This is a genomic window from Caballeronia sp. ATUFL_M2_KS44, from assembly GCF_023630965.1.
Lineage (GTDB): Bacteria > Pseudomonadota > Gammaproteobacteria > Burkholderiales > Burkholderiaceae > Caballeronia > Caballeronia concitans.
Genome location: NZ_JALQEA010000062.1, coordinates 49,402 through 72,379, shown reverse-complemented (window position 1 = coordinate 72,379; position 22,978 = coordinate 49,402). Strand labels below are relative to the sequence as shown.

Annotated in this window: 22 protein-coding genes and 1 pseudogene; 2 read left to right on the top strand and 21 right to left on the bottom strand. The window is 63.1% G+C overall.

All coding sequences use genetic code 11. The annotated features are described in order from the left end of the window. Nucleotides 1-3: 3 nt before the first annotated feature. Nucleotides 4-1,413 (bottom strand): amino acid permease, encoded by a 1,410-nt coding sequence (locus NCR39_RS26695; RefSeq protein WP_250455535.1) that lies wholly within the window; start codon nucleotides 1,411-1,413, stop codon nucleotides 4-6. Between the two features lie 343 nt (nucleotides 1,414-1,756). Here NCR39_RS26695 and NCR39_RS26690 point away from each other — a divergent pair, with 343 nt between their 5' ends. Both NCR39_RS26690 and NCR39_RS26685 read left to right on the top strand, forming a co-directional pair. Further along, complete coding sequence (locus tag NCR39_RS26690; protein ID WP_250455533.1) at nucleotides 1,757-2,011, top strand: hypothetical protein; 255 nt, start codon at nucleotides 1,757-1,759, stop codon at nucleotides 2,009-2,011. A gap of 37 nt (nucleotides 2,012-2,048) precedes the next feature. After that, nucleotides 2,049-2,222 carry a hypothetical protein gene (locus tag NCR39_RS26685; RefSeq protein WP_250455531.1) on the top strand — a complete coding sequence of 58 codons (174 nt, stop codon included), beginning with the start codon at nucleotides 2,049-2,051 and terminating at the stop codon, nucleotides 2,220-2,222. Nucleotides 2,223-2,249: 27 nt separating this feature from the next. Here NCR39_RS26685 and aroQ read toward each other — a convergent pair whose 3' ends face one another. The 20 genes and pseudogenes from aroQ to NCR39_RS26590 all read right to left on the bottom strand — a co-directional run bounded on the left by aroQ (nucleotide 2,250) and on the right by NCR39_RS26590 (nucleotide 22,961). Beyond that, nucleotides 2,250-2,687 (bottom strand): type II 3-dehydroquinate dehydratase, encoded by a 438-nt coding sequence (gene aroQ, locus NCR39_RS26680; protein WP_250455529.1) that lies wholly within the window; start codon nucleotides 2,685-2,687, stop codon nucleotides 2,250-2,252. A gap of 115 nt (nucleotides 2,688-2,802) precedes the next feature. Further along, nucleotides 2,803-6,069, bottom strand: coding sequence for an ATP-binding protein (locus NCR39_RS26675; protein WP_250455527.1), 3,267 nt, complete (start codon nucleotides 6,067-6,069; stop codon nucleotides 2,803-2,805). Further along, nucleotides 6,069-6,734, bottom strand: a complete 666-nt coding sequence (locus NCR39_RS26670) for a response regulator (RefSeq protein WP_250455525.1) — start codon at nucleotides 6,732-6,734, stop codon at nucleotides 6,069-6,071. The genes NCR39_RS26675 and NCR39_RS26670 overlap by 1 nt, the downstream gene beginning before the upstream one ends. 208 nt (nucleotides 6,735-6,942) lie before the next feature. Continuing rightward, on the bottom strand, nucleotides 6,943-7,377 hold the full coding sequence (locus tag NCR39_RS26665; RefSeq protein ID WP_250455523.1) for a hypothetical protein: 435 nt from the start codon (nucleotides 7,375-7,377) through the stop codon (nucleotides 6,943-6,945). Nucleotides 7,378-7,973: 596 nt separating this feature from the next. Continuing rightward, nucleotides 7,974-8,477, bottom strand: coding sequence for a glycosyltransferase family 9 protein (locus tag NCR39_RS26660; protein WP_250455522.1), 504 nt, complete (start codon nucleotides 8,475-8,477; stop codon nucleotides 7,974-7,976). Between the two features lie 180 nt (nucleotides 8,478-8,657). After that, nucleotides 8,658-9,797 carry a two-partner secretion domain-containing protein gene (locus NCR39_RS26655; protein ID WP_250455521.1) on the bottom strand — a complete coding sequence of 380 codons (1,140 nt, stop codon included), beginning with the start codon at nucleotides 9,795-9,797 and terminating at the stop codon, nucleotides 8,658-8,660. A 51-nt stretch (nucleotides 9,798-9,848) separates the two neighbouring features. Then, nucleotides 9,849-9,968: pseudogene (locus NCR39_RS29840) on the bottom strand (ESPR-type extended signal peptide-containing protein); the annotation flags it as partial. Between the two features lie 617 nt (nucleotides 9,969-10,585). Further along, complete coding sequence (locus tag NCR39_RS26650) at nucleotides 10,586-11,263, bottom strand: response regulator transcription factor (RefSeq protein ID WP_084593086.1); 678 nt, start codon at nucleotides 11,261-11,263, stop codon at nucleotides 10,586-10,588. 411 nt (nucleotides 11,264-11,674) lie between these two features. Next, nucleotides 11,675-14,014 carry a putative bifunctional diguanylate cyclase/phosphodiesterase gene (locus NCR39_RS26645; protein WP_250455518.1) on the bottom strand — a complete coding sequence of 780 codons (2,340 nt, stop codon included), beginning with the start codon at nucleotides 14,012-14,014 and terminating at the stop codon, nucleotides 11,675-11,677. Nucleotide 14,015: 1 nt separating this feature from the next. Further along, nucleotides 14,016-14,624, bottom strand: coding sequence for a methylamine utilization protein (locus NCR39_RS26640; RefSeq protein ID WP_250455516.1), 609 nt, complete (start codon nucleotides 14,622-14,624; stop codon nucleotides 14,016-14,018). Then, nucleotides 14,621-15,058, bottom strand: a complete 438-nt coding sequence (locus NCR39_RS26635; RefSeq protein ID WP_250455514.1) for a group I truncated hemoglobin — start codon at nucleotides 15,056-15,058, stop codon at nucleotides 14,621-14,623. Before NCR39_RS26635 ends, NCR39_RS26640 begins: the two co-directional genes overlap by 4 nt. Next, on the bottom strand, nucleotides 15,058-15,975 hold the full coding sequence (locus tag NCR39_RS26630; protein WP_284507378.1) for a DUF3034 family protein: 918 nt from the start codon (nucleotides 15,973-15,975) through the stop codon (nucleotides 15,058-15,060). Before NCR39_RS26630 ends, NCR39_RS26635 begins: the two co-directional genes overlap by 1 nt. Nucleotides 15,976-16,165: 190 nt before the next feature. After that, a complete protein-coding gene (pssA, locus tag NCR39_RS26625; protein WP_250455512.1) occupies nucleotides 16,166-16,774 on the bottom strand; it encodes a CDP-diacylglycerol--serine O-phosphatidyltransferase in 609 nt (202 codons plus the stop codon). Between the two features lie 130 nt (nucleotides 16,775-16,904). Next, a complete protein-coding gene (locus tag NCR39_RS26620; RefSeq protein ID WP_250455499.1) occupies nucleotides 16,905-17,246 on the bottom strand; it encodes a GFA family protein in 342 nt (113 codons plus the stop codon). After that, on the bottom strand, nucleotides 17,243-17,641 hold the full coding sequence (locus tag NCR39_RS26615; protein ID WP_250455497.1) for an ester cyclase: 399 nt from the start codon (nucleotides 17,639-17,641) through the stop codon (nucleotides 17,243-17,245). The genes NCR39_RS26620 and NCR39_RS26615 overlap by 4 nt, the downstream gene beginning before the upstream one ends. 108 nt (nucleotides 17,642-17,749) lie before the next feature. Further along, nucleotides 17,750-19,492 carry a DNA-binding protein gene (locus NCR39_RS26610; RefSeq protein ID WP_250455495.1) on the bottom strand — a complete coding sequence of 581 codons (1,743 nt, stop codon included), beginning with the start codon at nucleotides 19,490-19,492 and terminating at the stop codon, nucleotides 17,750-17,752. A 141-nt stretch (nucleotides 19,493-19,633) separates the two neighbouring features. Next, entirely contained in the window at nucleotides 19,634-20,668 is a 1,035-nt protein-coding gene (locus NCR39_RS26605) for a PDDEXK nuclease domain-containing protein (protein WP_250455493.1), read from the bottom strand. A 108-nt stretch (nucleotides 20,669-20,776) separates the two neighbouring features. Continuing rightward, nucleotides 20,777-21,199: an NUDIX domain-containing protein gene (locus tag NCR39_RS26600; RefSeq protein WP_250455491.1), complete on the bottom strand. Its 423-nt coding sequence runs from the start codon at nucleotides 21,197-21,199 to the stop codon at nucleotides 20,777-20,779. A 201-nt stretch (nucleotides 21,200-21,400) separates the two neighbouring features. After that, nucleotides 21,401-22,192 (bottom strand): SDR family oxidoreductase, encoded by a 792-nt coding sequence (locus NCR39_RS26595; RefSeq protein ID WP_250455489.1) that lies wholly within the window; start codon nucleotides 22,190-22,192, stop codon nucleotides 21,401-21,403. Between the two features lie 28 nt (nucleotides 22,193-22,220). After that, a complete protein-coding gene (locus NCR39_RS26590; RefSeq protein ID WP_250455487.1) occupies nucleotides 22,221-22,961 on the bottom strand; it encodes a beta-ketoacyl-ACP reductase in 741 nt (246 codons plus the stop codon). Between the last annotated feature and the right edge of the window lie 17 nt (nucleotides 22,962-22,978).

Genomic DNA, 22,978 nt, shown 5'->3' with positions numbered 1-22,978 from the left:
GAATCATCGGGACGGCACGCGGCGGGTATCGCCCGTGTCATCGCCCCGGCTTTTGAGATAGTAGCCGATTCCCAGAAACACGAGCCAGATGGGGATCAGGTACACGGACAGCCGCAGTTCGGGCGTTTCGAACATCACCCACACGATGCCCGCGACGAACGCGAGGCAAAGGTAGTTGGTGAGCGGATAGCCGAGGCTTCTGAACGACGTGGTCACGCCGCGCTCGCGCTTGTCGCGGCGAAACTTGAGGTGAACGACGCTGATCATCGCCCAGTTGATGATGAGCGCCGTCACCGCGAGCTCCATCAGCAGTTCGAAAGCGCGGCCGGGAATGAAGTAATTGATGAGCACGCACGCGCCCGTGACGACGGCCGAAACGAAAAGCGCGGCGAGCGGAATGCCGCGCCGGTTCGCGCCGCCCAATGCGCGCGGGGCGTTGCCCTGCTGCGCGAGGCCGTACAGCATGCGGCTGCTCGCATAGACGCCGCTGTTGTAGACCGACAGCGCCGCCGTCAGCACGATCACATTGAGCACGTTCGCAACGTACGTGCTGTTCATCTCGCGAAAGATGAGCACGAAGGGGCTGCCGCCCGTCGCCACCTTGTCCCACGGATACAGCGACAGCAGCACGCCGAGCGCGCCGATATAAAAAATGAGGATGCGGTAGATGACCTGATTCGTCGCGCGCGGAATGCTGCGCGACGGATCTTCCGCCTCCGCCGCCGTGATGCCGACGAGTTCGAGCCCGCCGAACGAGAACATGATGACGGCCATCGACATGACGAGCCCGCTCACGCCGTAAGGAAAGAAGCCGCCGAGCTTCCACAGGTTCGTGACGCTGGCTTGCGGCCCCGCGTGGCCGGATATCAGCAGATAGCCGCCGAAGAGAATCATGCCGACGATCGCCGCGACCTTGACGAGGGCGAACCAGAATTCGAGTTCGCCGTACGACTTCACGCTCGTGAGGTTGATCGCGTTGACGATGACGAAGCACGCGAGCGCCGATATCCACGTCGGCAAGCCCGGCCACCAGTACTGCATGTAGATGCCGACCGCCGACAGTTCCGCCATGCCGACGAGGATATAGATGGCCCAGTAGTTCCAGCCCGAGACGAAGCCCGCCGCGCGGCCCCAGTATTTGTCGGCGAAGTAACTGAACGAGCCGGCGACGGGTTCGTCGACGACCATCTCGCCCAGTTGCCGCATGATGAAAAACGCCATGAGCCCGGCGATCGCGTAGCCGAGCAGCGCCGATGGACCGGCGAGCTTGATCGTCTGCGCGACGCCGAGAAAGAGTCCGGTGCCAATCGCGCCGCCGAGCGCGATCAACTGGATGTGGCGGCTCTTGAGTCCGCGTCTGAGCGATTCCGCTTCGGGCTGGGTTGCCGTCGCGTGGGTATTGCCTGAAACCATGTTCGATGCCTGCCTCTACTGCCCGGTCCGCGCGTCGCCGCGACGCCCGCCGCCGCACCGTCTTTCAAAACGCACGAAGTGTTGTTTTTTTGCGCGACGCGTTCATCGCGCCCCGCAAAACACCGCTTCGCTTCCCGTTCCGCCCGGACCAAAGTATGCGATTTTACCGTCCCGCCGCGCGCAAAGCCTTGTCGCGTGGACCTTTGCGCCCGGTTTCAGCGGGTCGGCGGAGCGCCAAAGCGGTCAAGAGCGGGAATTGACGCCGAAATCGGGGCTTTTTCGGGGGATTGAGATGACGACCCCGCGCGCAAAATCCGTTCATCCACTCAAACGGGGAAGCGCCATGTTCCAGACGATGCAACACAACGCCACGCCGCATCACGTCGCCAATCTGACTGCGCAGGCGCACCTCGGCGCTGCCGCGTCCGAAGCGGAACTGTTGGCGCAGCTTCAGATGGCGTCGGACAACGTGCTGCGCCTCGCGGGCGAAATGACCGCGCGCCCCGGCCACGACGCAGCCGATTCCCTCGCCGAACAGCACGCGCTCGCGCAACGGCTGATCGGCCAGTTGCTCGCCATGCCTGCATCGCAAAGCTAAGACATCAAGCAAAACGCATCGGACCAGGAAGAACGAAATGAACTACTTGACCATCATCGGGGTTGTGTGGACGGTTTGCGCGATTTTCGCGGTGCTGTTCATTCGTGGCGCGACCGTGCAGGACAAGAAGCCGGCGCGCGCAGTCCAGATTCGCGAGCGCGCCGGTTCGAACGTCGCGGGCGCCGCCAAGGAAGTCAGCCGCGCTTCGTAAGCGCCGTTTGCGCGACGCATCGCCGCGTTACTGAATCGCGGATGCCGCCGCGCGCAAGCCGAGAAGATAGCTGTCCACGCCGAAGCCGCAGATCTGGCCCTTCACGACTTCGGCGAACACCGAGACGTGGCGGAACGGCTCCCGCGCATGAACGTTCGACATGTGCACCTCGACGATGGGCACCGTCAGAATGGCGAGCGCGTCGCGAATGGCGATGCTGTAATGCGTCCACGCGCCCGCGTTGATGACGACGGCATCGACCTTTTCGGTGAACGCCTGATGGATGCGCGCGCACATCTCGCCTTCGATGTTCGTCTGATAGCACTCCACTTCCACGCCCAGCTCCGTGCCGAGCGCGCTCAACTGCTCGTCGATCTGGGCGAGCGTCGCGGTGCCGTATTGCTTGGGATCGCGCTTGCCGAACATGTTGAGGTTGACGCCGTGCAGCGTCAGAATCTTTGCCATGGTGGGTCCTTGAATGTGGATGCTGCAGGCCAGGTAATCGACAGATTCTGCAGTCCATGGCGCGCCATGACAATAGTTTCGCCTCGGGTTCGGTCACGCGGACCGCGCCCCGCCGCTATTTGGAGTGCGCCTCCTGCGCGGCGTGCAGCATGTCGCGAAGCTCGATCAGGTCGACGCGCAGCAGCGCGGTGAAGGTATCGACGTCTTCCTCCCAGTCTTCCGATTCCCTCAGCACCGTGCGCAATTCCTCGCACTGGTCGTACATCATCGACCGACCGAGCACTGCGAGGCCGCCCGCCAGCTTGTGCGCCCAGCCGCGTAGTTGCTCCATGTCCTTCGCGCGGCAGATGCCGTCGAGCGCGGCGATGTCTTCGTCGATCTGAACGAGGAGATCGGGCATATACGCGGCGGGAACCGTCGGGAACCGGGGCGGCAGGTTGTCGTCGGAAGCGTCGTCTGCTTCGTTCGCGCTCGCGGCCTGCAGCACGCCGGCCAGAACGGAAAGCGGCAGCGGCTTCGTCAAATAGTCGGTGAAGCCGCGCGCGCGGCCGGCTTCCACGTCCTGCGTGCTGGCGCTCGCGCTGACCGCATAGATACGCATCGACGGGTCGCGCGCACGCGCTGCCGCGAGCAACTCGGCGCCCGACATCTTCGGCATGTCCATGTCGGTCAGCACGATATCCACGCGATTCTTGCGCAGCAGTTCGAGCGCCTCCTCGCCATCGGCGGCTTCGAGCACGGTCGCGCCGAGCGTCAGCAACTGATCGCGCAGCAGCCCGCGATTGAGCCGGTTGTCTTCCGCGATGACCACCGTCGGCCCCGACTTCGGCGCGGTCCGCATGGCGGGCGCGCTAGCTGCGTCCGGACGCGCCGTCGCGCGCTCGCGTCCCTCGATGATGCCGACCGCATCCTTGAAACCCTTCACGCTGAAGATGCTCACTTCGAGCACGCCGTCGCCCCAATGCACCGGCACGAGCGGCCCGTCCTGCGTCATGCGGATCATGCGCGTCTGGTCGGTCCAGATCGATTCGATTTCCTGGTCGGTGAACTCGTCGGTGGCGATCAGGTAGTCGCAGCCGTCCGTCGACGCCATGTTCGCCTGCGAAAGAAACGTGAGCACGCTGCGGTCCGGATCGTAGAGATTCTCGAACCATTCGCGATACTCGCTCGCGCGGCACAGGATGGCCGGACGGCCGCCGAGCATGAAGGCATCGCTGGCCGCGCCCGGTGCTTCGACGGCGAGCGGCAACGACACCCGTATGCGCGTGCCGACGCCCTCGGTGCTGTCGAGCGAAATGCGGCCCTTCATCAACTGGCAAAGCCGCACGCAGATGGACAGTCCGAGCCCCGTGCCGCGCGATTGCGTGAGCCGATGCGCCTCGCCCTGGATGAACGGCTGAAACAGCGTCTCGCGCTGCGACTCCGGAATGCCGATGCCCGAATCGGCGACGCTCAATTCCAGCGCGCCATCGACCCAGCACGCACGCACGACGACCTTGCCCGAATACGTGAACTTGAGCGCGTTGCCGAGCAGGTTGTTGAGAATCTGCGAGACGCGGATCGGATCGAAGAGGAGCTTCGCGGGACAGGACCGGTCGATCACGACGAAGAGCCGCAATCCCTGCCGGTTCGCGAGCGGCGCATGCGCGATCATCACGCGCACGACGAGATCGTGTATGGAGCCCCACTCCTGAAAAAGCCGCATTTCGCCGATATCCATCTTCGAAAAATCGAGGACATCGTTCACGACTTGCAGCAGCGCGTTCGCGGATGCCTGCATTGCATGGACGCGCGCCTCCTGCTCGGCGGCGAGCGGCCCGAGCGCGACGAGTTCCAGATTGCCGACGAGCGACGACAACGGCGTGCGGATCTCGTGGCTCATCGAGGCGAAGAAGCTCAGCTTCGCCTTGGCGGCGGCATCGCTCGTTTCCTTGGCGGTGCGCAGCAGGCGTTCGACTTCGTGATGCTCGCTGATGTCGGCGATCGCGCAGAACAGGACGTCCGTGTTGTTCACCACCGCCGACGCGTACGAAATCTTGAGATGCAGCACGCCGTCGTCCGGCTTCGCGAGCGAATATTGAAGCTGCCGGATCATCGTTTCATGGCCCTTGTCCGCCGGCGCGATGCCGTTCGCTTCGAGCGCCTCGCAGAGTCCGGCGGGCAAGCGCATGGAGGCATCGGAGAGGCCGAGCATCGAACTCGCGACCTGATTCGCCGCGATGACGCCGAAGTCCGTGCGCAAGGCGATGCACAGGCCCACGGGCGTCGCGTGCACGAGCAGATGATTGAGAATCTCGCGTTCCACCGCGCGGCGCGCCTGCTCGTAGTTCGGCGTGAGGAAGCGGAAATTCCAGTAGCGATACATCGCGAGCAGCATCGCGACGAGCACGCCGGTCACGAGCACGATGATCGACAGATCGACGCGCTTCAGCGCCAGTTCCTTGTTCAGGGGCAGCGCAGCCGTGATGTGTCCGACGCCCAGCGCGAGCGGGTCCAGCCGCGCGCCCCATCCGCGGCCGGGCAGCCAGTGGAAAGTGCCGGCTTGCGCGCTTTCGAGGCTCCGGTTGACATATTGGGTGTATTCGGTGTCGTCGCCGCCGAGAACACGGCCATCTTCACTGAAAATCGCAATCTGCGACCCGAGCGATTCCGCCAGCACGTAGCGCAGCGCGCGGTCCAGAAGGATCCGCGTGAAGACGAACCCCACGGGCGCATCATCGCGCGCGACCACCATGAACATGATGATGGTCGGCTTCCTGAAACCGATCGACGGAGGCGCGACGAACCACATGACCCGCCGCGCATGCGCCGCATCGAGCGGCTTGATGCCGTGCGTGTTCATGTAGATCTTCGCGAAGCCGGCGAGCGCGGCAAGTCTTTGTTCCGGAGGCACCTTGTCGTCGACATCGACGAAGAAGGAGAAACCGTGGGACACGCTGCCGTCGAAGGAAACGTACTGCAGGATGGGCGGCGTGGATTCTTCCGGGATCATTTGCCGCGCCGCATTGCACGCGGCAAGCAGCACCGGGTCTTCACGATCAACGGGATAAGGCTGGCAAGAAGGCTTGCTACTCACTCCCGCTTCGTTGGCCTTCGACGGACCCGCGCCGGCTTCGAGCAGCGCCGCGCCGGTATTGAGCATGTTGTAGCGGCTGAAGATGGAGACGTTCACGCCGCGCATGGCAGCCTGCACCAGTTCCTGTTCGGCTCTCAACACGGAACTGAACATGAAGACCGCCGTGGCGGCGGCCGCGCAGATCGCGACGAAGATCAGCAGCCCGACCGCCATCGCGAAGATGCGCCGTTCGCGCTTGAGGTTGTTCTCCAGCATCCGCAGCATCTGCAGAGGAGAATTCTGCGATGCGGCGAAGAAACGCTCCATCAGGCAAGACCTGTCTTGGCAGCGTATTTGACGAGATCTACGTGATTCTCCACGTGCAGCTTGCGCATGGCCGAGCGCTTCTGCGTGGCGACCGTCGGCACCGACCGGTTCAGCGTGCGCGCAATCTCCGTCACGGAAAGCCCTTGCGCGAAGAGGCGCACCACTTCGAGTTCGCGCGGCGAAAGCGGCTGTTCGCGCGCGAGATCCTTCGAGGTCGCCCCTTCACGCGCGAGACGAAGCTGAATCTTCGGCGAAATGATGGTTTCCTTCGTTGCGAGCGCACGCATGCTGATCTGCGCGAGTTCGCTCGCCGGCTCTTCCTTGCTCACGATAGCCGCGACGCCGAGCTTGCACAGTTCATGGAACATGCCGCCGCTCGTCATCATGGTGAGGATCACGAGCGGCACGCCCGGATACGACCGGCGCAGCCGGCTCACGAGGCGCAGGCCGTCGAGTTCGATTTCTTCATCGCCCTGCATGACGAGATCGGTGATGACGAGATCGGCCGGTTCCTTTTCGAGCACGCGAATCAATTCCGCGCCCGAATTCACCGTCGCGATGATTTCATATCCGGGGAGCTTGGAGAACTGGTCCGAAACAGCCAGGAGTACGATGGGGTGGTCATCGGCCAGCACCACGCGAACAGTGCGGATTTGTCCATTCATGGGTACACCGTCGCTCGAGCCTTCGATGTCCGCACCGGAAGACGAAACAGAAGCGCGGCTTGCTGCAGAAAAAGCAACCGACGAACAGACCGGTTCATCAGCACGTCTCCCGAGCGCATAGAGATAGCCAGAATTTATTCTAGGATAGGACGGATTGCATGGAAAGACTGACTGCAATGCTTTCGAATATGCCCGCCGGGCTCCTTGGTCAAGCACTCTTTTCATTCCGGTCTTCACAATTGGTTCTACTCGTGGGCCCGCCCAAGCACAACGGCCCTCCTTCGCTGCGGCATAGGTTGCATTGCATCCGCAGGTCATCGCGCGAGGCGTTGTTGTCGTCGACGTCTCTGCGATAAGCCTTCGTCTGTCCGAACTCATGAAGCGGCATGGACATCGCGCACCGGTCCCGAGCCGTCTTGTAGCGACTGCTCTGCGTGAACAGGATGCAGGTGACTAATAACATACATGCGACGAACGCAATGGAAACGGCCAGGACGATACACGACCGCGACAGTCCCACCGCGAAAGCCGCGAGGATGACGAAGGACATCGCGAAGAACACCGGCACCAGCACCAGCGAAGCGATTCCGAGGGATTCCGGCGATTGCTGAACGGCTTGGCGTATGGAACGGAACAAAGACATACTAGGCACCGAAAGATGGTGACAAGCGCCTCTCGGGGCTGCCTGTCTGCAGAAGGGCATTGCAATTAATGCGGTAACGAAGACTCGAACGGCATATTGACCGCGACCCTGAATGAGTCCGTTGGCTTCGACTGCCCGATGTGAGTCGTCACATCAGGACCGACATATCGAAGAACGTCTATTAGCGTCTGCCTGCGCGATCGCCATCGCCTTTCCCTCCTGCCGTTGGTGCGCTCCACGAAAAGCCGCCTTAAGGGCGGTCGAAAGGTCGAATGGCATAAGCAGCCTACGCGCCTGAGTATTGAACGTGAGCCATGGCTAACGTGGTCTGCAGGTAACGCATGTAACCGTTTAGGCTAACTCAAGTATGCCTTTCAGCACGCTTTTACGGATATAAACGGAATTTGATTAGCGCGACCGAACGAACTACTTTTCAAATGCGGGAAATCCTGCGAACACAAATTCCCGCTCATAAAGAACTCAAAAGCGAAACGCAGATCGCGTATCGAAAAACGATTCGTCGTCCTTTCCCCGTGACGTTCCCGAGCCGTTCGTCGATGAAAGCGGCACGGGAACATCGAATCAGGCTGCGCCCATTACGCCGTGACCGCGCGCTGTGACTTGTCCATGATCGCCTGGCGCATATGGCCCGCCAGCCGCGCCACGACTTCCGACCAGTCGCAGCCGAAGCGGCGGCGGAAAAGCCGCATCGTCGGATACCACGGGCTGTCTTCGCGCGTGTAATGCCAGCGCCAGTCGCCGTACGAAGGCAGCATCAGCCACACGGGCTTGCCCATTGCCCCGGCGACGTGCGCAACGGAGGTATCCACCGTCAGCACGATATCGAGCGCCGCGATTGCGCTTGCGGTCTCCGCCATCGTATTCAGATCGGGCCCGATGTCGTGGAAGTTGCGATAAAGCTGTCCGTAACGCGCGGCTTCGTCGGCGCCCGCGCCTTTTTGCAGGCTGAAGAACTCGACGCCGCCGAGCCTGATGAGATCGTCGAGCACGCCAAGCGATGGCAGCGAGCGCTGGCTGTCGTTCTCGTGTGTCGGATTGCCCTTGAACACGATGCCCACTTTCAGCTTGTGCGGATCCACGGCCGGCAGCCTGGCCGTCACGCCCTGCGGCGCGCGCAGATAGGGAACGGCGGGCGGCAGCGCATCGAGAATGAGCGGCAGGTGAACCGGAATCGCGTGCGGATATCCGTCACGTTCACATCGCCGTCGATGACCGCACCGTTGCCGTTCGTCGACTTACCCGAGATGTTGGTCGAACCGTTACCCGAGATATCGATCGAGCCGTTGTCGCCTTCGATAAAGCCCGCGCCATTGGTCGAGTTGCCGGAGATGTTCACGTTCACGTCGCCGTTGATCACTGCGCCGTTGCCGTTCTTGGCGTCGCCCGAGATGTCGGCCGAACCCTTGCCGGAGACGTTGATCGAGCCCTGATCGATCACACCCGTGCCGTTCGACGTGTTGCCGCTGACGTTCAGCACGCCGTTGGCGGTCACCGATGATGACTTTGCCGCCCGCCACATCGCCGCTTGCGTCGATGCTCGCGTTGCCGAACACGCCCACGCGGTCACCCGAGAGCACCACCGTGCCGCCCACGCCGCCTGCTGCATTGTTCGATGCATCGATCTTGCCGGTCACGGCGACATCGCCCGTGTTGCCTGCATCGGCCACGACCGTGCCTGCGCGCACCACGCCCGACAGATTCACCACCGTGCTGAGCAGCGTGTTGGTGCCGCGTGCGGTCAGCAGCACCGAGCCGTTATCGGCCTTGATCGTGCCGCTGTTTTCCACCAGCGCGTTAGCCGTCGCGTTGGTCAGCGTCAACTGAATGCCCTGGCCGTTCGGCAGCGCGACGGTTGCGCTATCGCCTGCGGCGAGCACCACCTGGCCGCCTTGCGCCGTGTTGATCGAACCCGTGTTACGAACTTGATCGCCCACGAGCGTCACATAGCCCTGCGCCTGAATCGAGCCATCGTTCACGACGCTCGCATTCGTGCCCGTCGAGTTCAGTTGCAGCGTGCCGCCTGCCATGAACGCATCCGGATTGATGGCCTTGGTCGTCGCCAGCAGCGAGCCGACGTTCACCACCGAACCCTTGCCGAACAGCACGCCGTTGGCGTTCTGGATCAGCACCTGACCGTTGGCCAGCAGCGAACCCTGAATATTCGATGCGCCGCCGCCCGAGACACGATTCAGTGCCTGCGATTGCGCGTTCGGCTGGTTGAACTGGACCGTGTTGCCCGCGCCGACGTTGAACGAGTTCCAGTCGATCACGGTGCGCTGGCTACCCTGATTGATGGTCATCGTATTGGTGTTCTGCGAGATCGACGCCTGGCCGGCGGTGACCTGGCCGCCCGTCGGCAGCGCTTGCGCGAAGCTTACGCCGGGCTGCGTCGCGAGCATGGCGGCGGCGAACGCCGTCAGCGCGGAAACAACGCGAAATCCTTCAACAGCACCTGTTTCGGATGACGAGCCTTCACCGGGCGCCTTACCCTGACCAACGACATCTTCACCAACAGCGACCAACATTCCAAGTCGCTTGCTAAACACGCGACGAAATCTATTCTGATTCATTAGAAATTTACCTGCGAAGAAATGACAGACATTCCGAACTGATGGCTCAGTGCGGAACCGACGCGCCGGAGCGCAATCTCCATGAAGCAGCGCGGAAGGCTCGACGGCCTTGACACGCCTGGATTCGACGACGCCCTTTGGGGTCTCCTCTTGACAAGCCCTGGCTCTGCAGAAAGACTTCGCGCGCCGATGACGTTCGTCGTCGCGATCACCCTTCAGCCAGGACTGCTTTTCGAATCCAGGGTCGGATGCTAAAAAGCGAAATACAGCGTCGATATAGACGAAGTTCGAAACGGTCCGATATGCGAAACGAACGCCGTGAAATTCAGAACAATCAGCGGTGACGTGGCGTCACCATGACGAGCCGGCAACGATTAGATAAGAAAACTTCTAATCCAACGGTCGTCGATTTGAGGAGTTTGGAATGCCGATCCGTCGAAGGAGAGATGACGGACGTTAAGCCGGCGAGATGCATCGTTTTTAGATTTTTTCTTATTGATGCGACGTTGGCGTACGCAACGCCAACAGTATGTCCGCGCTGGTAGAGCGGTAAATCGAAGCGCGTCAAGCAGCAGCAATGAAATCAGCCGCTGCTCGCGTCGCGCTGAAACTGAATATCAAGCCGACCGCAGTTCGTTTCCGGAAGCTGACCGGTCAAGCCAAAGCCCGTGCCCTACCGCGAACCGGTACATCTCCGATTCTCCGGAGAACCCGAGACGCCGGCATGCTTCGGTGCGCTGCGCGCTGATGGTATTCACACGCCGATGCAGCAACCGAGCCGTTTCACATACCGACAATCCACACAGCATCAGGCCGGTCACTTCCATTTGCCGCCGCGTGAGCGACGTGAACCGCCGGTACGCGGGCAGCGCGCCGAATTCCTGAAGCGATGCCCGCGCGATCATCGACAAATAGCGTTCGCCGTCTGCCAGCGCGCGCACCGCCGCCAGCACTTCATGCATCTCGTCGCGCTTGCTCACGATTCCCGAGACGCCGCGTTGAACGAGGCTGCCGACCAGGAAAGGATCGTCGAACTCGCTATAAACGAGCAAAGGCACGTCTGGAAATTCACTCGATACCGACGCTAGGAAGCGCCAGCCGTCGAGCCCTTCGTCGCCCGGCATGGAATAATCCGTGAGGACGACATCGCACTCGGACGCACCGAGCATTTTGATTAATTCACTCGGGCTTGTTACTGCACCCGATACGTCGAAACCAGCGTCTTCCAACGTCTTACGGAGTCCGCAAAGCACGAGCGGATGGTCATCGACGATGGCAACCTTGATCTGTCGCATCTCTTATCTCCTGACAGGCCCGGCGAGGCCCCTCATCAACTGGCTGTCGCAGGTCTCGGCGCCGGCCCGGCCGCACCACGATGCGTCAGGCGAAAGACGATGAGTATTCACTGCCACGTCGTCACGGCGGCATGAATGGAGATGCCTCTTCAGTACGCTGCAATCGCGTATGTTTTCTTCGTGACTTGTATAGACGATAAGGCGGACGCATAACACCGTCATATAGAACGATGTTGAAAACCCGAAATGAATGCGAAAGCCGAATTGGAAGATCACGCGAATCGCACCCGGCGGATAGCGAAATCAGTGATTTTGCTGCGATGCACGCGCGCCATTGAGTGACTTCTCCATGCCCGATACGACTACCGGAAATCCATAGACGAAGTTCTAAGTGGCAGCGGGCGTCGAAAGTCACGCAGGCAACGACGGCTCGGCGAACGTTTCGGCTTGCGCGGACTGCTCGATGAGCCATTGCGCGAGCTTCGCGGGCGGCAGCGGCCGGCTCAGATGAAAGCCCTGCGCGAGATCGCACCCGAGCGCGTTGAGGCGCTGCATCATCGCTTCGTTCTCCACGCCTTCCGCCACCACCTTCAGCCCCATGTTGTGTCCGAGGTCGATGGTCGATCGCACGATGGTCTCGTCATCCTTGTGATGCGTCATGCCCATCACGAACGACTTGTCGATCTTCAACTCGTCCACCGGCATGCGCTTCAGATACGAGAGCGATGAATAGCCGGTGCCGAAGTCGTCGATGGAAAGGCGGATGCCGAGCGCGTGCAGACGGTCGAGCGTCTCGATCGCGTGATTCGGGTCCTCCATGATCGCGCTTTCGGTAATCTCTATCCACAGGCGGTCCGGCGCGACGCCGTGCTTCTCGAGCAAGCTCTGGAACATCTCGGGCAACGAAGACAGAATCAGCTCGCGCGCGGACACGTTCACCGAAACGGCGAGTTCGATGCCCTCTGCCTGCCACGCGGCGCATTGCGCGATGGCCTTGTCCGCGACCCAGCGCGTGATGGTCTTGATATAACCGGTCTGCTCCGCGAACGGGATGAACTGGTCGGGCGAGACGAAGCCGCGCGTCGGATGATCCCAGCGCACGAGCGCTTCCACATGCGTCACGCGATGCGTCGCCAGATCCACCTTCGGCTGATAGTAGAGCGTGAGCTGATCGTGCTCGACGGCCTGCCGCAGTTCGCCCATCAGCGAAAGACGCTCGGCGCTGTTGTGATCGTGCCGCGCGTCGTAGAGCGCGTGGCCGAGGTTCGCGCGCTTGGCCGCATACATCGCGATATCCGCGCGGCGCAGCAGCACGTTCATGTCGGTGCCGTGCTCCGGATATATCACGATGCCGATGCTCGCGCCTACATCGACGAGTTGCCCTTCGATGGTGATCGGCTCTTCGAGCGCACGCAGCATGCGCGCCGCCACGACGCGCGCCGCCGCGAGATCGCCTTCGGGCAGCAGCACCGCGAACTCGTCGCCGCCCAAGCGCGCGACCGTATCCGTCTGCCGATGCAGCGCCGCGCGCAAACGCCCGGCGACTTCGCACAGCAGCATGTCGCCGATCGGATGCCCGAGCGTGTCGTTCACGAGTTTGAAGCGGTCGAGGTCCATCATCATCACGGACAGCGGACGGCGGCTTCCGCTGGCCGCGACGATCGCGTGTTGCAGGCGGTCGTTGAAGAGCGCGCGGTTCGGCAGGCCGGTGAGCCGGTCCATATACGCAAGCTCGGTGATGCGGCTCTCGCGTTCGACAATGCCTTCCTGCATCTGGTTGAACGCGCTGGCGAGTTCACCGATCTCGTCCTGATGCCTGATCTCGATCGGCCCGCTGTAATCGCCCTGTCCGACGCGCCGGGAGAACTGCGCGAGCGCCGCGAGCGGTCGCGTGACCGAGCGCGCCGTCAGCACGCTGCCGACGATCGACACGATCACGCCCAGCATCGTGATGAGCAGAAGCGCCGACTGCAATCGACGAAACGGCGCCAGCGCCTCTTTGAGCGAACGATCGAGCAGCACCGCCACGGTGCGCCCTTCCGAATGCAGACGCACCATGCGCGTCGCGTAACCGTCGTCCGCGAGCTGCGCCTGATCCTTCAGCCTGACGCGCGACGCTTCGGGCAGCGAGCTTGCGACGACATCCCATCGGCCGCGCTCGTCCACGGTCAGGAACGACACATCGAGCGATGTGAGCGAACTCATTTGGCGCGCGAGGACGTCGTCGATGGCGAAGCCCATCACGACCCACGCGATGACGATCGGCGCCTTCACCGGCACCGCGACGAGCTGATACGCCTTGCCGCCGATCATGCCGAACGACGACGCATCGCCCTTCTGCGCCACCGTGCGGATGAGATGCGGAAACGGGAACGCCATGCCTTCGTGCGCGGCGCCGTCGCTATCGGCGATCAGCTTGCCGTCGAGATCGACGAGCATCACCGCATCCGCATGAATGCGGTCGCCGTGATTCTGCAACGCGGACGCGACGGTCTTGCTGTCGTGCGTCGCGACCGCCTCGCGAAAGCCGAAGTCGGACGCGGCCACGCTCGCCGCCTGCGTCAACTGCTGGCTATTGCTGCGCAGCACTTGCCCGAAGACGCGCTCGGCCACGGACAACTGCTCTTCCGCGTTCTCGTGCGCATTCTTCAGGATGACTGAATTAATGACGATGTAAGCCGCAGCCTGCGCGACGAGCATCAGAACGACGAACACGAGCGCGATGCGCGCACGCAGGCTGTGAAGGCGCATGCTATTCGGCGGCCTTGAGTTGCAGCGCGAATTTCGCCGACGAATCGGCGGTGACGGTGATCTTCTGCGTCGGCTGCGCGTTCGCATCGCCGAGGCGGAAATGCCAGGCGGTCAGCTTGAGCGTATCGGCGGGCACGTTGTCGATGACGGCCACGCCCTTTGCATCGGTCTTCGCGAACCATGGTGTATCGACGATCAGCAGATACGACACCATCTCGTCGTGAATATTGCAGCCCATCACGACGAGACCGGGCTTGTCGAACACGATGGGATTCGCCGGAATGCCGTGATACAGGTTCAGCTCGAAACGCTTCGCGGGCGAGAACGAATACACGTCATGCTCGATGTTGTCGCGGTTCGGAAACGTCACCGACGCGCCCGTCTGCACCACCGACACGAGCGGCACGAAGCGCCGCTTCACCTGATCGATGATCGCGCCGGCAGGCTTCGTCGCGGGCGGTTTGCCGGTTGCGGGCATCGCATAGACGACGGCATCGGGCACGGGCGCGCCCGTTTGATCGACGACCTGAACGCGCACGCTCGCCGCCTGCGCAAGCGATGCAAAAAGCGCCATCAAGGGCACGAGGAAAAACTGAAAGAGCTTCATCATTCACGGTCCTGCACATCGCGGTACATCGGCGCGAGTTTCGCGAGCAGCTTGTTTTGCGCATGGAACGGCACGCCGTTCTTGTCCATCGCGGCCTGCAGGTCTTCGACGAGCGCGTCGAACGCCGCACGGTCGATGTTCTGCCCTTCGTGCGTGCGCTTCATCGGACGGCCGGTGTAGACGCACGGACCGTCGAGCAGCACGCACAACTGCTCGACGAGCTTCGTCTTGATGCGGCGGATCGGCGCGTTCTCAAAGTACGGCGCGGTACGCGGATCGACGGTCACGGTGGCGTACATGTCATCGACGATGCGCGCAAGCCCTGCCTTTTCCCCGAACTGTCGATACAGCGCGTTGTCTTCCGCGTGCGCGTTCGCGCTCATCAACGCGGTGAGCATGACGGCGAGCGCCGCGTGCCGAATGGTCGTCGTCGTCATCAGAACCCCGCCTGCAAGGACACGTAGAGGCCGCGCTGATTCCTGATCGTCGCGATGTCGCCTAACGCGACATACGCCGCCGTCAGCGAGACGTGCTTGTTGGGCGCCCACGCGATGAACGCGTCGTACGCATCCTGTTCGCGGGCAAAAGATAGATTGTCGGGCTTCATGCGATATTCGCCGCCGATCGCGATGTTCTTCGTCAGCAAGTACGCCACCGACGACTCGAATTCCGGCTTGTACGCGTTCGACTTGTCGCCGCCGAAGCCGAGCAGGCCGAACTGGTTCGCCTTCGTGAAGCGCAGCGTGCCGTTGAGCAGCAGGCTCTGTGCGAGCAGCAGCTTGGTCGCGGACAGATAGAAGTCCGTGCCCGAATTGCTCGCCGCGCCGATCGCCTTCAGCACGCCGCCCTCTTCGTTGTGCTTGAACTGGATGCCCGCGGCGACCTGCGGCATCCACGTGTCCTGATCGAGCACGGCGTCGCCGATGAGCCGCACTTTCAGCCCGAAGATGTTCTGGTTGAACGCGTAGCCTTCGCCGAGGCCGAGCTTCGCGCCGGCATCGCGCGTATCGAAGCGCTGGCGCGCAAGCGAAAACTCGACGCGGTTTGCCACGCCCACGGTCAAGCCCCACGAGCCGAGCGCGTAGTCCTGCGTGTGGATATAGGTGCCGTGAACGTTCGCCCCGAGCTGGCTCGCGGTGCCGTATCCGCCGATGACGGCCCACGGCGCGAGGCCGCCGCCCGCCGCGCCTTCAACCTGCGATACGCCGCCCGTGAGCAGCAGCTTGCCGCCCGTGAGCGGGACTTTCGGCAACTCGGGCGCGTCCGGAACGTCGTCGGCCAGCGCGAACGGCGAATGCGCGACGAGCGCGGCCACCGCGCAGGCCAGGCTCGCGGTCTTGCGAAATGAATGCATTACGTGGATGGGCTCTGGAAACGGGTCCGTGAGAATTCCCGTTCGCCACTGGGAGTGTCGCGTGTCGTGGCTGACGACTCCGCGGCGAGCCTGGCGCTTGGGGACGGACGCGGCGATCTCGGCCGCGACCCTTCATCCACGTGTATACGGCGGCGCTCGTCGAAACTTGATAGAGGCCGCGAGGCGGGCGTTAAGGCTTGGGAATGCGGATGCGGCTGATCATCAGCGAGCCGGAAAGCGCGTAGACGAGCACGAGCGGATGCAGCGTGAAGCCCGCGATGCGCCATTCGCCGAACCACAACTGCGGCCCGATTGCGCCGAACCATGCGGCGATGCCGAGCATCAGCACGATGGCAAACGATGTCGGAATGGGCGTGCCTTCGAAATGCGTGACCTTGCCGGTTCCGGCCGACATCTCTTCGGTGGTCACGTTGTAGCGCGCGAGACGCGACACGCCGCACGCGACGAAGTACGCGAGCATCACGCGGTCATAGAGACCGCGCATGCCGCATCCATAGCCGATGATCGCGGGCGCGACGCCGAACGAGATGACGTCGGCGAGCGAATCGAGTTCCTTGCCGAGCAGCGACGACTTCTGACGCCACCGCGCGATGCGCCCGTCGAGCACGTCGAAGATGAGCGCCGCGAAAACCAGCGCGCACGCGAGATAGATATGCAAGACGTCGGAGTCGTCGATGTAGCTGATCGTCGAAAACAGGGCGCCCGTTCCGCAGATCGCATTGCCCAGCGTGAACCAGTCGGCGAGATGGAAATCGCGGATCATCGAGAAACGTTTCATGCTTGTTGTCTTTGCAGTCTTGGCTGTCGTTGCATTGAATTCGGGCGGCGCCGAGCACGGGCGGCCGCGAGACGGATCGAGTCTATCATCACGCCCCGCCGGCATCGCGTGCCGCAAGAGTCGGACCGCGTCAGTCGGTGGCTTCGCCGTTGCGCAGCACGCGCGCGTTGGCGAGCGCTTCGGGCGGCATCATCCGCGTGTTCACGCCCATCATGGGACGATCGCGGTCGACCGCGCGCCAGTGCGTCACGCATCCGCACGACGCGCAGCGATGAAACTCCAGCCGGCGCGCGCCCCACATATAGATGTCGGTCGGGCCGCAGTCGGGCGCGAAGTCCACGCGCGACGGATCGTAGTACGCCCAGCGCGCGCCGTATCGGCGGCAGAGGGAGCAGTCGCAGTCGTTCACTTCGTCCGGGGCGGCATCCACGGTGAAGCGCACCGCGCCGCAATGGCAGGAGGCATCGATCATGAGAAGGTGCGAAGCTGGGCTTCGATGGCGGCTTTATCGATGACGGACCACACCTGCACGATCTTCGCGTCGCGGAATTCATAGAACACGTTCTCGGCGAAGGAGATGCGCCTGCCGTCGATATCGAGACCGAGGAAATCGCGCGCCGGCGTGCAATCGAACCACAAGCGGCTCGCAACGAATGGCGGATCGGCGGCGAGCAACTGAATGTGAAAGCGCAGGTCGGGAATGTGCCGGAAGTCGCGTTCGAGCATCTGCCGGTAACCGTCGAGGCGAAGGACGTTGCCGTTGTGCGTGACGTCGTCGTGAACGAACGTGCCGAGCATCGGCCAGTTCCGTTCGTTGAGGCAGGCGATATAGCCGCGGTAGACGCCTGCGAGGTCGGTGCTTTCCATATGGACGGTCCTTTGCGTGGCAAGGGTCGTCCGTATGGTCGCACAATCGGTACGCCGCGCGCACCGCCTTCCGCATTCGGCCGAAGCGGTGCGCGCGGGAGCCGGCTATCAGCCTTCGATCTTCGACATGACAGCCGTCGCGGGATCGTAGCGATAACCCTTCTGCGCGAGTTGCTGCGCGATCTTGTCGCCGATCACGCGTTGCTGCGCCTCGCGGAACACCAGTTCGTGATCGGGCTTCAGGCGTTCGAGTTCGGTCGAAAGACGGCGCAACAGCGCGACTTCGCCGGTGCTGCGGGCATCGATGAAAAGAATCTTCTCGTTGGCCACATCGAGGCGCTGCTTGAGGTCGCGCGCATACGTGACCCACTGCTCCGCGTTGGCGCGCAACTCGTCGTAGGCTTTCGCGTGCGTCTGGGCCTGGGCCGAAATGCGGCGCTGCAACCCGGCGAGTTCCTCTTCCTTGGCTGCGGCGGAGGTCTGCAACGCGATCTTGTGATCGCGCAACTCGTCCTTCGCGGCGGCTTCGCTCTTTTCGCGCTCGGCGAGCTGTTCCGCGAGACGCGCGGCGTGCTGCTGCGCCTCGTCCGCGCGACTGCCGGCGGCGGCGGCGTCCTGCGACACACGCGCCAGTTCGGCTTGCGCGGCGGCCTTTTCCTCGTTGACGGCGTTGAGCTGGGCGCGCGCTTCGTCGAGTTCGCGCGTGACGCGCTCGATCGCTTCCTGTCCCGCCGATGCCTGCGCGCCATGCGCCGCGCTCGCTTCGCGCTCCGTCGCGAGTTCGGTTTCGAGCGACGCGACGCGCGTGCGGCTTTCGTCGATCTGCACGCGCGCTTCTTCGAGTTCGCGCTTCACGCGCTGCAACGCTTCTTCTTGCGCCGATGCATCCGCGTGACGCGCCGCATTCGCTTCACGTTCCGTCGCGAGTTCGGATTCGACGGCCGCGAGGCGCGTGCGGCTTTCGTCGTTTTGCGCGCGGGCTTCGTCCAGTTCGCGTTTGACGCGCTGCAACGCTTCCTCTTGCGCCGATGCATCCGCGTGACGCGCCGCATTCGCTTCGCGTTCGGTCGCGAGTTCGGTGCGCGCCGCCTGCAATTCGGCTTCCAGTGCCGCGATGCGCGCGGCGCTTTCCGCCGCTTCCTGCGACGACCGCTCCGCCAGTTGCGATTTCGCCGCGTGTTCCTCACGCGCTTCGTCGCGCTCGCGGGCGACGCGCTCGATCTCGTCGCGCTTCGCCGACAACTCCGCGTTCAACGCTTCGCGCGCCTTGCGTTCCTCGTCGAGCGACATGCGCGCGGCGGCCAGCACGGCATCTTGCGTCGATGCGCGTTCCGCGAGTTCCGCCGCCCGCGCCTGCGATGCCTCGGCGCGCTCGGTGGCGCCGGAAAGCTGCGCCTGCAAACGGGCGACCGTCTCTTCGGACGCGCGCAGCCCGGACGTCAGTTCGTCGTGCTGGCGGCGCACGTCGGCGGCGGCGCCTTCGGCCGTCTGATAGCCGGCGAGCGCTTCGTCGCGCTCGGCCAGCGCCGTTTCGAGCCGCTTGCCCAGCAGATCGGCGCGCTGCGCGACGACGCCGTGCGCCTCGTCCCAGGACGCCTTCCGGAGCCGGTGCGCGGCGTTCATCAGCGCGTCGGCGAATTCCTGCGGCATGTCCGCCGAAAACTGCGCGGCCGGCACGGCGGGCTCGCGGGCGTCGCGCCAGCGCTGCAAGGCTTGCGCAATCGACACGGCCGAGCCGCGCCGCAACTCCGCCCAGACGGTGACGGGGGAAACCGGTCGCCCTTCGTCGCTCAGACGTTGGGCAATCGAAATGACTTCTTCATCGGTGATGGTGTCTGCTTCTGTAAACATAAGCGCCTCGAGTTACAGGCATCGGGCAAGGTGTGCCGGACGAAAGGAGGGATTATCCAACAAGTTGGCATTGCTTCCCGAATTTCGCCCGATGAAAGCGCCCGCGTGCCGCAAACCGCAACAATGCCGAACGACGCGGCCTCAGTCCGCGTCCTTGTCGAGCAATCGCGAACGCGCCGCTTCGATCGACTGATGCAGCTTCGCCTGCAGCGTTTCGCGCGGCGGCAGCACGGTCAGATATTCCGCCACGTGAATGCCGCTCTTGTTCAGTTCCAGCAGTTCGATCTGCTCCTGCTTCTTCCCCGCACACAGGATGATGCCGAGCGGCGGCAACTCGTCCGGTTCCTGTTCGTGCTTCGCGAGCCAGCGCAAATAGAGTTCCATCTGGCTCTTGTATTCGGCCTTGAACGCGCCGAGCTTCAGTTCGATGGCAACGAGCCGCCGCAGCTTGCGGTTATAGAACAGAAGATCGATGTAGAAATCGTCCTCGTCGATCTGCAAGCGCTTTTGCCGCGCGACGAACGTGAAGCCCGCGCCAAGCTCCAGCAGAAATTGCTCCATCTCCCGAAGAATCGCGTCTTCGAGATCTTTTTCGAGGTAATGGTCGTTCAGCCCGAGAAAGTCGAGCACGTACGGATCTTTCAGAAGGGTTTCAGGTGCGACGCGCCCTTCGTCGCGCATCACGGCGAGATCGTGCGCGATGGCGCCTTCCGGCTTGCGGGAGATGGCGCTGCGCTCGAAGAGCATCGAATGGATGCGCTCCTGCAGTTGCCGCGACGACCAGCGCTCGACGCGCGCCAGTTCGATGTAGAAGTCGCGCTTGAGCGGGTCGTCGATATAGATGAGCGTCTTGAGATGCGTCCAGCTCAATTGTCTCCGCACTGCGGAGACACTTTCCTCGTCGGCGAAGACTTCGGCGAGCCGGATGCAATGGCGCAATTGCTTGTCGCTCCAGCCGCGTCCATAGCGCTCGCTGAGTTCGCGCGCCAAAGTCGCGACGATCTGGCGCCCGTATTCCGCACGCGCGCCGCGCAGGACTTCCGCGCGGACGCGGTTGCCGATCTGCCAGTAGAGCAGCGTCAGTTCCGCGTTGACGGCGGCCGCCGCGCGTTCACGGGCTGAATCGATCAGCCGCCTGACTTCGTCGAAGAGCGATGAAGGAATGAGGTCGGTCATGTTGGACGTTGGGATCGGCGGCGATGAATGTCTCCGCGCTGCGGAGACAATTGCCCGCGCGGGTGCGATGCATCGCGCAAAAGCCGATCGTAGCGCAAAGCGCCGTCCTCAGAATCCGGGCGACGCCCCCGCGCCGTCGCGCCAGTCGGATCGCGACACCGTGCCCGTGCCGCCCGCCGCGCGCCCGAGAATCGCCCGCGTGCCCGGCGTCACCGACATGCTCGCCAGTTGCGAGAGTTCGACCCAGCGCACTTCCTCGATTCCCGCACGCACGTTCGCACGCGGACGGACCTCAGGCGGAATGGCCACGCGAAAGACCTGATGCATGTGATGCGCCGATACGTGCTGCCACAGAAACGCAGCCGCGCTCGCCTCGACGCACGTTTCCTCGTGCAATTCGCGAATGGCGGCGGCCATCGCCAGTTCGCCGGGACGCAGATCGCCGCCCGGCAGAAACCACGGGCCGCCGCGCTCCTTCACCAGCAGCACTGCGCGATGACGAACCAGCAGCACCGTTGCCCGAACCCTCATGCCCCCGTCTCCAATATGAAATGCCGCGCCGGCGTTCGAACGTGTGCGGCGGTGTGTGCCAGCGCCATGCGCCCTCATGGTCGAATTCTTGTAACGCATAAGGGGCACGTGGCGCAATCGGTTACACCGCTATTTCGGCATATCGAAGGCGAAGTTGAGGATTTCGTCGTGCTATCGAATGGTATGAAGTTTGATGCTATGTCAGAGATATTCGACGTTGCCGTCCACGCTGATCGCTTGGCCGGTCACGTTGCGCGCCGCCGGCGATGCAAGGAACAGCGTCATGGCGGCGATGTCGTCGACCGTGACCATGCGGCGCAGCGAAATGCGCTTCAGATAATCGTCGCGCATTGCGTCGAACGTGATGCCGAGCGATTCCGCCCGCGCCGCGATCACGCGATTCATGCGCTCGCCTTCCACGACGCCCGGAAGAATCGCGTTGACGCGGATATCGCTCGGGCCGAGTTCGACGGCAAGCGACTTCACGAGCCCGACGATCGCCCATTTCGTCGCCGCATAGGGCGTGCGAAACGCGTAGCCTAGCCGCCCCGCCACCGACGCCATCGCGATGATGCCCGCGCGATCCGACGTCGCCTTCAGCACCGGAACCGCGCGCCGCAGGAAATAGAACTGGCTGTTCAGATTCGTCGTGATCGTGCGTTCCCATTGCGCCGGGTCCATGTCTTCGACTGCGCCCGTCGGACCCGCGATGCCCGCGTTGTTCACGAGCAGATCGAGTCCGCCGAGCGCGCGGCGTGCATCGTCGATGACCGCATCCACCTGTTCGATGTTCGCGACATCCGCGACGCTCGCGTGCAATCGCGGCTGCGCGGCCTTGGCCTTTTCGACCGCCGACGCATCGACGTCGCAGATGAAGACTTGCGCGTCCGCCTGAACGAATGCCTCTGCAATTGCCGCGCCGATACCGCTCGCCGCGCCGGACACGACCACGCGCAGTCCGGGCGCGGGCTTCAATAGATCGAACGTGTTCATGCTTCTTCCGTTGAATGGCTGCGCGGCCTTACAGCGTCATGCCGCCCGATGCCTCGATGACCGCGCCGTTGATATAGCTCGCTTCGTCGCTGGCGAGGAACGCGTAGATGTTCGCGATTTCCTCGGGCTTGCCGAGGCGTCCGAGCGGCACTTGCGCGCGCATTTTCGCGAGGACGTCTTCCGGAATGGTGGCGAGGATCGGGGTATCGACGAAACCCGGCGCGACCGCGTTCACGCGCACGCCCTTCGGCCCCAGTTCGCGGCTCCACGTCTTCGTGAAGCCGATCACGCCGAACTTCGCGGCCGCGTAGTTGGTCTGCCCGAAGTTGCCGTAAATGCCGACGACCGAACTCGCGTTCAGGATCACGCCCGAACCCTGCGCGACCATGTGATCCGCGACCGCCTGCGTCGCATGGAACACGGCGCGCAGATTCACGTCGATGACGGCATCGAACTGTTCGATCGTCATCTTTTGCAGGCGCGCGTCCCGCGTGATGCCCGCGTTGTTCACGAGCACGTCGATTCTTCCGTGACGCTCGCGCACCGTCGCCACCATCTCGTCCACGCCCGCGCGATCCGACATGTCGATGCAAAACGCGTTGGCTTCACCGCCCGCTTCACGGCATGCATCGGCGACGCGCGTGAGCGCATCGTGGTTCAGATCGCACGCCGCGACGATCGCGCCTTCGCGCGCGAACTTCAATGCCGTCGCAGCGCCGATGCCCTGCGCCGCGCCCGTGATGATCGCTACTTTTCCTTTTAGCCGCATTGTCCCGACCTTCTTGT

Excerpts from the sequence above, each read along its gene's own strand:
- NCR39_RS26695 (WP_250455535.1), bottom strand. The coding sequence starts at position 1,413 with ATGGTTTCAGGCAATACCCACGCGACGGCAACCCAGCCCGAAGCGGAA.
- NCR39_RS26690 (WP_250455533.1), top strand. The coding sequence starts at position 1,757 with ATGTTCCAGACGATGCAACACAACGCCACGCCGCATCACGTCGCCAAT.
- NCR39_RS26685 (WP_250455531.1), top strand. The coding sequence starts at position 2,049 with ATGAACTACTTGACCATCATCGGGGTTGTGTGGACGGTTTGCGCGATT.
- aroQ (WP_250455529.1), bottom strand. The coding sequence starts at position 2,687 with ATGGCAAAGATTCTGACGCTGCACGGCGTCAACCTCAACATGTTCGGC.
- NCR39_RS26675 (WP_250455527.1), bottom strand. The coding sequence starts at position 6,069 with ATGGAGCGTTTCTTCGCCGCATCGCAGAATTCTCCTCTGCAGATGCTG.
- NCR39_RS26670 (WP_250455525.1), bottom strand. The coding sequence starts at position 6,734 with ATGAATGGACAAATCCGCACTGTTCGCGTGGTGCTGGCCGATGACCAC.
- NCR39_RS26665 (WP_250455523.1), bottom strand. The coding sequence starts at position 7,377 with ATGTCTTTGTTCCGTTCCATACGCCAAGCCGTTCAGCAATCGCCGGAA.
- NCR39_RS26655 (WP_250455521.1), bottom strand. The coding sequence starts at position 9,797 with ATGCTCGCGACGCAGCCCGGCGTAAGCTTCGCGCAAGCGCTGCCGACG.
- NCR39_RS26650 (WP_084593086.1), bottom strand. The coding sequence starts at position 11,263 with ATGCGACAGATCAAGGTTGCCATCGTCGATGACCATCCGCTCGTGCTT.
- NCR39_RS26645 (WP_250455518.1), bottom strand. The coding sequence starts at position 14,014 with ATGCGCCTTCACAGCCTGCGTGCGCGCATCGCGCTCGTGTTCGTCGTT.
- NCR39_RS26640 (WP_250455516.1), bottom strand. The coding sequence starts at position 14,624 with ATGATGAAGCTCTTTCAGTTTTTCCTCGTGCCCTTGATGGCGCTTTTT.
- NCR39_RS26635 (WP_250455514.1), bottom strand. The coding sequence starts at position 15,058 with ATGACGACGACGACCATTCGGCACGCGGCGCTCGCCGTCATGCTCACC.
- NCR39_RS26630 (WP_284507378.1), bottom strand. The coding sequence starts at position 15,975 with ATGCATTCATTTCGCAAGACCGCGAGCCTGGCCTGCGCGGTGGCCGCG.
- pssA (WP_250455512.1), bottom strand. The coding sequence starts at position 16,774 with ATGAAACGTTTCTCGATGATCCGCGATTTCCATCTCGCCGACTGGTTC.
- NCR39_RS26620 (WP_250455499.1), bottom strand. The coding sequence starts at position 17,246 with ATGATCGATGCCTCCTGCCATTGCGGCGCGGTGCGCTTCACCGTGGAT.
- NCR39_RS26615 (WP_250455497.1), bottom strand. The coding sequence starts at position 17,641 with ATGGAAAGCACCGACCTCGCAGGCGTCTACCGCGGCTATATCGCCTGC.
- NCR39_RS26610 (WP_250455495.1), bottom strand. The coding sequence starts at position 19,492 with ATGTTTACAGAAGCAGACACCATCACCGATGAAGAAGTCATTTCGATT.
- NCR39_RS26605 (WP_250455493.1), bottom strand. The coding sequence starts at position 20,668 with ATGACCGACCTCATTCCTTCATCGCTCTTCGACGAAGTCAGGCGGCTG.
- NCR39_RS26600 (WP_250455491.1), bottom strand. The coding sequence starts at position 21,199 with ATGAGGGTTCGGGCAACGGTGCTGCTGGTTCGTCATCGCGCAGTGCTG.
- NCR39_RS26595 (WP_250455489.1), bottom strand. The coding sequence starts at position 22,192 with ATGAACACGTTCGATCTATTGAAGCCCGCGCCCGGACTGCGCGTGGTC.
- NCR39_RS26590 (WP_250455487.1), bottom strand. The coding sequence starts at position 22,961 with ATGCGGCTAAAAGGAAAAGTAGCGATCATCACGGGCGCGGCGCAGGGC.